This window comes from Alteromonas marina (assembly GCF_000808575.1).
GTDB classification, from domain to species: Bacteria; Pseudomonadota; Gammaproteobacteria; order Enterobacterales; family Alteromonadaceae; genus Alteromonas; species Alteromonas marina_A.
On record NZ_JWLW01000012.1, the window covers coordinates 557,453 to 568,901 of the forward strand.

Below are 11,449 nucleotides of genomic sequence, written 5' to 3' on the forward strand. Positions count from 1 at the left end.
CTAACTTTTCAAAATCCGTTGCTAGCGATAGCGTGGCGGTTCAAGTCCGCCCACTGGTACCAACATTAAACGGCTCTACCCCATAAACGGGGGATCATCATTGATCTCACTCTGTTGATAACACCATCCCAAACTAAAAAGCACCTTTATTAAAAGTGTAATACCTCACCTGTAGTCTTTGGCTATTATTACTCTAGCCATTTAGCGGTTTCTTATTAGATGAAGCACACCATGTCGCGCCATGCGTTTTACTCGCTAACGGTTACCTTTGCTATTTTGTCCATTCTAGGTCAGGTTTCTACCAGCATTTATAGCCCCTTCTTTTTTGATTTAGCGATTGTGTACGGCAGTCCGGTGAGCGTAATCGAACAAAGCGTAGCGGTGTTTTTAGTCGCGTTCTCATTTTCACAGTTAGCGTCGGGCATAGCGTGTGACTATGTAAATAAGCAAACATTCTTGTTCTTTGGAATATTGGTATTTATTGCAGGTACGCTTATGGTGGCGCTCGCAAGCGATCAAGCGACTTTTCTAATAGGCAGAATCGTTCAAGGCCTAGGAGGTGGGGTTGGTGTGTCGGTATCGCGAGGCTTATCGCGTCAAATCTTTAACGAAAAACAGCTAAACACTTCACTTTCCCTCATCAACATTGCCTTTGCTATCGCGCCAGCAATCGCGCCTTTAGTCGGTACGTTAATTGGAGAGTACTTCGGTATTTCCGCTATTTTTTATTTCGTTTTAGTGTTGGGCCTTTTAGCTTTAATTTTGCTTTTTTCCGTTTCTCATAAACTAGCTCAATACATGCTGCCAGCCACAGAGAATGTTTTAAGCGATACGTTAGCTCTTATTAAAAGCACAATAACGAAAATTGTCTCTACCGGCATGGCAAGCGGACTTTTATATGGCATGGTCTTTTGTTTTATAACTAGCGCGCCATCAATGATTATGCAGCAGTTTGGGCTTACAAAAACGCTGTTCTCCCTATACTCTCTCATAGCCACCTTGTCATTTGTTGTTGGGAGCTTACTTAATATTCGTTTGGCGTCTTTGTCACCTCTGCAAAAGTTCAAGCGATCAAGTTTGCTTATTGCCCTGCTCTCCGTACTTTTTGGATTAACCGTTTTCTGTGGTTTCGCCAATGATTTACTCATTATCCTTGCTTATTGCTACACGATGTTCTTTTTTATCGGTATCGCCATGCCCTGCAGCGTGACAATTATGCTTGGTTTCTCTAAAACATCTGCGGGATTTTTAGCTGCCCTCACTGGTTTTTTCCATTTAACAGGGGCGGCAATAGGTGCTTACGCGGTAACACTACTTACGTTAGAACCTACCGTTGCCTTTAGCTTATCGACTTGCATACTGAGTTTGGCGAGCATCATTATTTGTGTGACGTTTAAAAAGCACTAGTTACGCATGCTGCAGTATTTAGTCACCATTAATTGACCAAATGATATTCTTTTCGCAACCTCCAACACCTTTCCCATTTGATTTTTAAAAACTATCCCCATAATGGTGGAACTTCCAAAGTGGTTGGAAGTGATTGTTGTTAAAAGGATATTAGAAATAATGAAACGTACGATTCTCGCCAGTATCTTTGGCGCACTTTCTTTAAATGCTTTCGCAGCTTCGCCTTCTTATGACTTTATCAAAGCTGGATATGTACAAGCAGATATCGAAGACGCAGGCGACTTCGAGCCAACAGGTTTTCAGATTCAAGGTTTTAAATCGCTTAACGAAAATGTGTACCTAACAGGGCGCTATGGCCAGCTAAGTGAAGACGAATATGGCGTTGACGGTGAACTAGACTACATTTCAGCAGGTGTTGGATACCGCTATGGTTTAACAGCAACAACTGATTTCTTTAGTGAGTTAACCTACGAATATGTAGATATTGATGTAGATGCAGGCTTCGCTTCTGCAGAGGCTGACGACAACGGCTATGGCATTACTGCCGGTATTCGTTCAATGCTTTCAGAACAATTTGAGCTTCGCGGTGTTATTCGCTACATCGATATCGAAGAAGATGATACTGCCTTTGAAATTGGCGCAGACTACTTCTTTACGCCACAGTTTTCATTCGGCGCTACTTATGTCATCGCTGATGATGTAGACCTACTAGGTATATCAGCGCGCTACACTTTCTAATACCCTAGCAGTAAGAAAGCATGACCGCATTAAAGCCACGTTTTTGAACGTGGCTTTAATGCCCAGCGATTATTACCCCTTACCGATAAATGACACGGGGCGAGTTTGCAATTCACAAAGCGCTACGTTGACGCTATTCCTTTTTGTTCAGCTTTGTTGTCTTTCGTGCACTGCGCTGACGACAACACACTTGCCGCGCCTTCTTGCGCCACATTGAGCGCAGTAATTGGGAACGGTATTACGATCCCCTCTTCATCAAACCGCTTTTTCAGCATTTTTATAAACGCACTTTTTATGAAAAAACGATTAAAATACTCTCTGGTTCTCAGCATTATGGTCAAGTTAATGCTGGAATTATCAAAGGTGTGAAAAATGACGAAGGGTTGATAGGTTTTAACACCGTACTCGTGCTCTTTTAAAATAGTATTGGCCACGTCCAAACAGACCTCTTCAACGTGTTCTAAATCAGAGTTATAGTGCACGCCAACTTCTACGGGCACCGATAGTTCTCGCTCGGGATAGTAGTAGTTAATGAGTTTGGAATTAGAAAGTTTGCTGTTAGGCATGATCACGATGTTGTTAGGTAGCATTCTAACCCACGTGGAGCGCCATCCTATTTTCTCTACAAAACCTTGTTCTCCCGAGTCCAGCTCTATGAAGTCGCCTATACGAATGGGCTTATCCATTACCAACTGAATACCCGAGAAGAAGTTTTCAAGCGTTGGCTGTAGCGCTAGTGCTACTGCGAGCGAAGTAATGCCTAACGATGCAACAATGGGTGTTACCGACACCCCCATGGTGCTTAATATAATCAAAATCGCTAATACAGCGAAAAGCGCTCTAACTGCTCCACCGGCAATTGCGCTGGTATTTTTAACTATGGTTGACTGGTCGCGATAACGACTCAACGAGTAAGTGACAAAACGCTCGAAGAAGAGAAATAAAGTAATGATGAGGCCAGCTTCTATAACAATGGTTAGCGCTTTAATCGCCCCTTCATCTTCTATCTGAAATACTGAAACAATACTTTTAACCAACAGCAGGAAAATAACCCAGATAAGCAAATTAAGTGGGGCATTTAACGACAACACAAGCACGCGATAGATATCAGACATACTGCTGTTTTCTGAACGCGCTTTAGCTTTCAAACGCACCAAAATAAGTCGTTTAACAATGAAGAGCACAATAACAACGCCTACTAATCCGGCTATTGCTATTGCCTGCTGGTTTTCAAGAAGTTGAGTGCTGTCCACGGCTGACGGGGCTCCTGCATATATGAGTAGGCACTTTTTATTTTTAGCTACACCTTAGTACGTGAAAGAAGAGGCAAAAGGTGCACCAGTTATACCAATCCGCATAGATAATTGCCCACTCAGAAGGCGCAGGCAAGTTTCCTAGCGAAGCGTGGGAATGAACGAAGCTAGGAAGCTTGCCAGACCTTCCCGGAGGGCGAGTTTAATAAAAAACCCCATGCAATTTTCACAACATGGGGCTTTGGTTTGTTTTATAGGCCTATAGAAAGGCAGTTGTTGGTAGGTGACCTTTCTTCTAGTTAGCCTAGATTCTTCGTGTTTTCACGGGCGACTAATTAAGTAAGTTCAAAGGCATTACTTTCCCTGTTACGGGATTAAACTCAAACGTTACTGTTCCCGTTGTCGCATTACCATTTTGATCAACGTTTGCGTCGTTAATATCACTTACAAACTGCTCAATAACAACCCGGTATGACGTCGGGCCGTTAGCCCAACCATTCACGCGAACCCGATAGGTTTCTCCGGGGACAATGCCACCGCCAACTTGCTCATTAGAGCCCAAGTTGCCGGAGCTCGCCATAATATTGCCTTCGGCATCTAGCAGTTCAAAGTCAAGATCTGGCACCGCTACTACCTCAACATCAGCGCTCAGCGTTGCAACTACACTTGATGCACTTGGCAGCGCTGTAAACGGGATATCAACATAGTCAACGCCATCAACCAACGCTTCATCCGCTGCGCCAATTAAGACAACACCCGAGTGCTCCTCAATATTATGGTAAACCACAGACTGTTCTTTTGGCTCAGACGTATCAAAGGTAGGCGTTTCTCCTCTACCGGTTGACGAAGCGCCAGCTTCGTAGCCGCTGATCCGCGCTTGGAACGTAAAGAGTTTTCCATTAGGGTTATCAAACTTTAGATAACGCAGTGCAGATGTTCTGTCTACATCTAGCGATTGATCGAAACGGAACCTTGCTATGTCGCCGTTTTTACCAGTGCCACCATTATCTGCATTCAATACGGTAATACTGCCATTGCTAATATGAGTAATATCGAAATCAACTGGACCGTAAATTCTCTCGTCGCCAGTATTTATCAACGCAATATCAAAGGCAAAGATGCCGTTATTGTAGTTTACATTACCCACTTTGTAGTCAACTTGGTCACTCACATCCACCGTGTTTAAGCCGGTTGAAGCAATCCCTGACATATTAGAAAAACCAACTTGCTGATTAGGGTTAAGGCTGATTGCACGCACTACGTATTCATAGTCAAACGAGTCTATGCCTTGACCTGCACCACGCCCTAAACCTTGCCCTTTGTCTATGTAGCGATTATCGCCCACAATAAATTCAACATGGGTGAAGCCAGAGAATGTGAGGTCGCCGTCAAAGTATTCTCGGGTTGGTACACCCGTAAACAAACGCGCACTCGACCCTTTTTTGCGTTTTAGCAATTGATAAGCAAAAGCGTCAGGTACGGTTTCCCACGTAATTTCAATCGCGTCATCAGAAATGATATGCGCGTCTATAGCGTCTGGTGTCGATGGCTTAGCCTGGGTAGCCGTAAACTCGCTCACTGCCGTTGATATAGTCTGCCGACCGCCTAACGGTGCTTTCGCGTTTGCACCTAGCTCTCTGGCAGCAAAAACACGCTCTATTAATGCATGATGACGACCCGGTGAAGTTAAATCTAAAGGATCGGTAGGATATAAGGCGGCATCTGCAATTAACACTGCATCCCGTGCGCGCACAAAGGTGTCTGGCGCAGATATTCCTAGCACGTACATTGAGCCTAGGAAGATACGTTCCCACGTTTCTTTGCCCAAGCTAGTTTCTTGGGTAGGATCGCCGGTAACTGGATCGGGGCGAACAAAGTCTTGTCTAGGCTGCAGCGCCACCATGAGCTCTCTTAAGTCCCACATTGCACCCGCGTAAATTTCTCCATCACGATGCACTTCAAATGCGTTGTCTCTTGTGCCTAACTGTGAATAACGAATTTGGCTCTGTGCAGAACGAATAAACTCAAATGAGTCGGGATTAACCCCCTGCTCTCTTAAGAATTTTCGTAAATCGCACGAATTAACGGGGTAAGTACCTAAATCAGGTGTTTCGCCTACCGTGTATGCCCATAGGTCGGCTTGCCCTTCGTTAAGCGCACCACCTTCTGGCTCGCCTTCAAAGCCTGCGATAGGGGTAATTGTCGCATGGGTGCCTTCATGAATGGGAACCGAGAAATCCATTGCTAGGTTGTTGAATAAGTAACCATGGCCGTAAGCTGTCGGGTTAACCACTACCTCTTCACCTGCAATTTCCTGTGATAACGGCACTGCGAATGCGTTGTCCAAACCCAAGAGCTTAGCCATAAACTCAGGATCTGCTGGGTTATCTGGTGGGTCGAGCACATTCGGAATATGTACCACACCAGTTAACGGTACCGCTTCATTAGGGTAACTATTTGGAAACGAGCCATCGCCCACGCCACGACTATGCACATCATCGCCGTCCTTATGGAGGTAATCTAAATATTCGAGCAATGTGGTGATGTAAATAAACTGGCTGATGCCGTCAATGTGATGTGCCGTAGAGGGTGTTACATGGTCATCTTCGACAGGTCTTGCCTCTATGGCAGCATCCTCACTGAAGTGATACGTGCCCGTTACCGCTTGTGGAAAAGGCCCTTTTGTCAGCATCGCGCTTTCAATAAGCGCGTGCTTACCTGTAAGCAAACCTTCAACACCCGTCACTAAGTTAGAATCGTCAAACTTACGTAGGTTAATGCGTTCCATCCCTTTCGGTTTGCCGGTGTAGCCACCTGCATCGTCCTCTATCAAACATTCGCTTTGCATCGATGGCGTAATGGGTGGAAATGTTGGGAAATAATCCGCAGTCTGCTGAACTAAGCCAACCTGCCCCGTTTGCGTAACTTCATTTTCACCTGAAGGAAGAATGGTTTTGACCCGATCATTACGCGCCAGAATGTCTCCCGACTGGGCATCTATTACATACTCAAACACACCAAAAGGATTTGAAGAGTAATAGAAGAACTTCCATGCGAGTTTCAGTTTATTGTCATCTTGTACAACCACTTTCTGTGGTAGTGGCTTGGCAAAAATGCCAAGACTTTTTTCTATTTGAGAAAACGCAGGGTTCAGTACATCAAGAGCTTCTATTGGTAATGCTCGCTTGTAAGACGCTAAATCGGCGGTTGCCACGCTGATCGCGCTATTAGCAGAAAGAACTTGAGAGTTAGCAATAGGCGTATTTATAGCGGTATCGGCGAACAGCGCTCTCACTACCTGAGACTCATCTATTAAGAGGCCGACACCTCTATCTCTGATTTTTACACCATCAATGACTTGGTCAAACCTCACTAAATGACCACCCAATGCTGCTTTACTACGGTGAGGGTTAAAAACAAAATCCCCGTCACTCAGTCCACCTAAAAGGGCTGAATGTCGACTAATAAAGTCATACCCCATCTGTTCAGGCGACGTGCCTGAAACATCAATGGCAATACCAAAAACACTGTCTAAATGGCCATTAGCTGTTCGTAATGTAGATGATGGGAATGTGGTTTGCAGTTGGTCTAACGCCATTTGAAACAAGCTGTTTGCTGGCGGGTTAACAACATTGTCAGTCAGATTTATTTCAGCAATGCGGTGCGATGAAGTATCTAAGGGTGCGTGTACTTTGGAGGCGCTTGCTACGAAAGGTAGAGCCGCTGCTACCGCAGCATATATAAGGGTTCTTTTTTTCATTATTCAATCCTTAAAATTTGGAGCTATCAATGCGTTCAGCGTTAATACTGAGCAACGACTGGATAGCGTTAACCAAATTAGGATCGAGCAAAAAACGCCCATCCACCATAGGGGTTAACCACTAGAGTTAACTGCACCAACCAGATGTGGGAAATGAGATAGTTAATTGCGCTATTAACTTATTACAGGCTAATTAAGAATCAGAGAGCAGAGATAGTTTGCGTTCATATTCGCGAGACAACCACGAAGAAGCTTCGTCAATATCCGTGAAAAAAAGATAATCCATACTTTTGAGCTCGGGGATCCTCTGAAACATTATTCCGCGTATAACAGGCCCTTTATAAACATAAGCTTTCGCGATTAATCCCATATCGGGGAGCCGTTTTATAATACGCTTGAGTATGTCGAAGGCCTCAGGAGTTGCACCTTCAACTTGGCTAATATCTGCCAGAAGGGAAAAGGGTCGTTGATTCAGTCCTATGACTAGTTTAAAGAGACGATCGCTGTAGTCTTCCGCACTTTTTTCATTAAACGCGCCATAGAGTCGAGAGGTGACTACTCCGTTTTCGTACGAAATTGTTGATGAACTCAGTATTTTTGGCATAGCCTACTTTCACAGTTACTTCCTAAGTTAATAGTAGACGATAAGTTTTCGTAAATGCGAATACTCTTAAAGTTTAGGTTTATTTTTCAGCTAATTTTAAAAGCGCTTCGTTATCGGGAAAGCGTTCAAGCCCCTGTTTTAGAATTGTATTTGCCTTCTCGGGCATGTTGTTTTCGCGCAAAGCTAATACGTAGTTGTGAACATAAACATGTTGGTTCTGCCCCACTTCATAGCCTTTCTTAAACCAATCCACTGCTTGGATGTCGTTTCGCTCTAAGTAATAATTGGCAATCAAGAAGTAACTTAACCAGTACGTTGGCCATGTATGCGACGCGGTTTCCAAAAACGCCAATGAACGCCCTTTATCTCCCACTTTAAGCATGTCGTAAGCCGCACTTACATAAGTGAACGGTGTCATCTCAGGCGAGGTTACATTAGGAGGAACTGGTGCCAAATACCAGTAATTTCCTCTTCCCCACGTTCTTTCAAAAAGCTCAAGCGACATTTCGTGATTAGGCGTAAGGCCGGTATGTAAAGTAACCGTCCCCTTATCACTATCGAAACCAATAACAACAGCGTAGTGCCATTGGGGTAATAACTGGATGGACAAATTTTGAAAAACAATCACTGGGATATCGTCTTTAACTAACGACATAATTGACGATAAAGTCCCTCGGTCAGAGTATGGCAAAAAACCAAATTGTCGGGTAGCGCTCACCATTTCTAGTTGTAAACTCCCTTCTTTGTTGGGAATAAATAACTTAGGCGCAATGTCATTTGGAGTGGTGCTTTCACCATAGTAACCAAACACTTCAGATAGTGTGGTAGGCCCGCAATAAAACTGCTCTTGGGGGAAAAACGGAACAGATTGAATAGTGTGAGATTCAGGTAAAGAGGCAAGTCCCTCTTGCCTAAGCTTGTCAGCTTGAGGTGTGGACTGACAGCCTGAAAGCAAAAATAGAAGCGAAAGGCCTGCTAACGCGCAGGCCTTTTTAACTGAATTGATCATCCAATTAGCTGTTCACTGGACGAATAAATGGGTAAACGTCAGTTACACCAATTAGGTCCAAAATTGCGATAATAGCAAGTACGGTAAGCACTGCGCCCACAACGCCACCCGCTGGCGCTTGATTAATTTCATCATTTAATTGGGCAATTTCGCTGTCGGTCATGCCGTTGATTCTGGCGATAGCTTGGTTGCTATCTACACCTAAGCTTACCAATTTACTCTGCACGTCGGCACGATTAACCATGTCAATTAGCTGCTGCTTATTGTAGTGAGCAGCTTGAGTTTGCATTACGGAATCTGAGCTAATTGCTTCTGCATGCACGCTGCCAGACATTAAAATCGTTGCCGAAAAGCAACCAATCGCAATTTTTTTCAAAAATTTCATGATGTTTCCCTCTTTAAAATGCCCAGTTTTATTCTTCTTTTGCGTTACCTAACTCACGTTAAACTAGAGTGAAATAAAACTTCGCACTGATTCAGCAGACGCATTTGCGTTCTGCAGTTTATTTTCAGTAGATAAGCACAGCAAGATTAAGACCAACTAAAAAAACCTTTCTTTATAATAGACAAGGTTTCATTTTTTTCTCTTTAAAATAACGATTTAAGTGACCTTGATGCGAAAAGTGGTGAATAAAGCTTTAGTCGTTAATACTGCATTGATGCATCACCGCGCGCTGACTTTTATGTAATATTTTCTTTATGCTGGAATTATTTGCTTGCCGCTAATGTAAAAAGAGCAACAAACAGTAAAGGGCACTCTGTGGAATGAGCAGTTGATTCGAAACGCCTATTTCACGCCTCATATTATAAGGAGTTAAGTTTCAGGTGCAATTTCTGATAAAAACAAGCTATAAAATACATTATCGGGGTTATTACTTTCTTTAGCGTTTGGGTGAAAAGCACATCAGCGCAAAAACTGTTCAAAATTCCCTCGACATGTAGCCCTCAATTCCTTATAGTGCGCGCGCTTTTATATATTAGTGAAGTGACAACTGCTTTCACTACTATCTCTTCTTATTGTTTTACCCCTGGATACCTGTTTTGATTACCACCGCAAACATCACAATGCAGTTTGGCTCTAAGCCATTATTTGAAAATATTTCCGCCAAGTTCGGCAACGGCAACCGATACGGCCTGATTGGCGCAAACGGTTGTGGCAAGTCTACCTTTATGAAAATTCTAAGCGGTAAACTTACACCATCGTCGGGCAACGTTTCTATGGCGCCAGGCACAAAGCTAGGTATCTTGAGTCAGGATCAGTTTGCGTTTGAAGAGTTTAGCGTAGTCGATACCGTTATCATGGGTGACCGTGAACTATGGGAAGTGAAACAAGAGCGCGACGCTATTTACAGCAAGACTGAAATGAGCGAAGAAGATGGCATGCGCGTGGCGGACTTGGAAACCCAATTCGCCGAGATGGATGGCTACACAGCAGAAGCACGCGCTGGTGAAATTCTAACGTCTGCCGGCATTGACGAAGACTATCACTTTGGTCTTATGAAAGAAGTCGCACCTGGTAAAAAAGTACGTGTGCTTTTGGCGCAGGCGTTATTTGCCGAGCCAGACATTCTGCTTCTAGACGAACCAACGAACAACTTGGATATCTACACCATCAGTTGGCTTGCTGAAGAGCTTAACAAGCGTAAGTCGACCATGCTTATTATTTCGCACGACAGACACTTCCTAAATTCTGTATGCACGCACATGGCCGATATCGACTACGGTGAGCTGCGCGTTTATCCGGGTAACTACGACGACTACATTCAAGCAGCCATGCTAGTTCAAGAACAGCTTCATGCAGAAAATGCTAAGAAGTCAGCGGAAATTGAAGAGCTACAGAGCTTTGTAGCGCGATTCTCTGCCAACGCATCGAAAGCGAAACAAGCCACCTCGCGTGCCCGCCGTCTTGAGAAAATTGAATTGGCTGAGGTAAAAGCGTCTAGCCGTCGTAAGCCCTATATTGTATTTAAGCAGCACAAGAAACTTCACCGCCTTGCTATTACGCTTGAAGATTTAGGCCATAGCTACCCAGATCTTCCGCTATTCGACAACGCTAACTTGCTACTAGAAGCAGGTCAGCGCTTGGCGATTATTGGTGAGAACGGGGCTGGCAAAACCACGCTTTTGAAGTGCTTGGTTAATGATATTGAACCTACCGCAGGTAGCTATAAATGGGCTGAAAATGCGGCGATTGGCTACATTCCGCAGGACAACGCCAAATACTTTTCCGAAGATATCACTATGTTTGAGTGGATGAGCCAATGGCGCAGCCCTAAACACGATGACCTGCAAATTAAAGGTATGTTAGGACGCTTGCTATTTACATCTGACGATTTCAACAAGCGCGTGCAGGTATGTTCTGGTGGTGAGAAAAACCGTTTGTTGTTCGGAAAGCTAATGCTTCAAGACATCAACGTATTGGTAATGGATGAACCAACTAACCACATGGACATGGAGTCAATTGAAGCCTTGAACAATGCGCTATACAAATTTGATGGCACAGTTATTTTTGTAAGTCACGACCGTGAATTTGTTTCATCACTGGCGACGCAAATCATCGAAATTAAAGACAAGAAACTGAATCACTTCGATGGAAACTACGAAGAGTTTTTGGCGCATAAAGAAAACGCTTAAGTAATATCAAAAGGGGCGTTCAACGCTAATGCCAGTCAGTTAAG

The 11,449-nt window shown here is 44.0% G+C and carries 8 protein-coding genes; 3 read left to right on the forward strand and 5 right to left on the reverse strand.

Going from position 1 to position 11,449, the window contains the following annotated elements:
• The first annotated feature begins 219 nt into the window (after positions 1 to 219).
• The gene (locus RJ41_RS08070; RefSeq protein ID WP_039219101.1) at positions 220 to 1,407 is read left to right on the forward strand and encodes an MFS transporter; all 1,188 of its coding nucleotides are present in this window, start codon (positions 220 to 222) and stop codon (positions 1,405 to 1,407) included.
• A 159-nt stretch (positions 1,408 to 1,566) separates the two neighbouring features.
• A complete protein-coding gene (locus RJ41_RS08075; RefSeq protein WP_039219103.1) occupies positions 1,567 to 2,145 on the forward strand; it encodes an outer membrane beta-barrel protein in 579 nt (192 codons plus the stop codon).
• 122 nt (positions 2,146 to 2,267) lie between these two features.
• On the opposite strand, the gene RJ41_RS08080 is transcribed toward RJ41_RS08075, so the two are convergent.
• The 5 genes from RJ41_RS08080 to RJ41_RS08100 form a co-directional block, all read right to left on the reverse strand.
• Entirely contained in the window at positions 2,268 to 3,398 is a 1,131-nt protein-coding gene (locus RJ41_RS08080) for a mechanosensitive ion channel family protein (RefSeq protein ID WP_052235428.1), read from the reverse strand.
• A gap of 331 nt (positions 3,399 to 3,729) precedes the next feature.
• Positions 3,730 to 7,158, reverse strand: coding sequence for a M36 family metallopeptidase (locus RJ41_RS08085; protein ID WP_039219105.1), 3,429 nt, complete (start codon positions 7,156 to 7,158; stop codon positions 3,730 to 3,732).
• A 193-nt stretch (positions 7,159 to 7,351) separates the two neighbouring features.
• A complete protein-coding gene (locus RJ41_RS08090; RefSeq protein ID WP_039219107.1) occupies positions 7,352 to 7,762 on the reverse strand; it encodes a hypothetical protein in 411 nt (136 codons plus the stop codon).
• A gap of 79 nt (positions 7,763 to 7,841) precedes the next feature.
• Entirely contained in the window at positions 7,842 to 8,771 is a 930-nt protein-coding gene (locus RJ41_RS08095) for a PA2778 family cysteine peptidase (RefSeq protein ID WP_039219109.1), read from the reverse strand.
• Positions 8,772 to 8,775: 4 nt separating this feature from the next.
• Positions 8,776 to 9,156: a PA2779 family protein gene (locus RJ41_RS08100; protein ID WP_039219111.1), complete on the reverse strand. Its 381-nt coding sequence runs from the start codon at positions 9,154 to 9,156 to the stop codon at positions 8,776 to 8,778.
• 656 nt (positions 9,157 to 9,812) lie between these two features.
• Between RJ41_RS08100 and RJ41_RS08105 the strand changes: the two genes are divergently transcribed.
• Positions 9,813 to 11,405: an ABC-F family ATPase gene (locus RJ41_RS08105; RefSeq protein WP_039219113.1), complete on the forward strand. Its 1,593-nt coding sequence runs from the start codon at positions 9,813 to 9,815 to the stop codon at positions 11,403 to 11,405.
• The last annotated feature ends 44 nt before the right edge of the window (positions 11,406 to 11,449 follow it).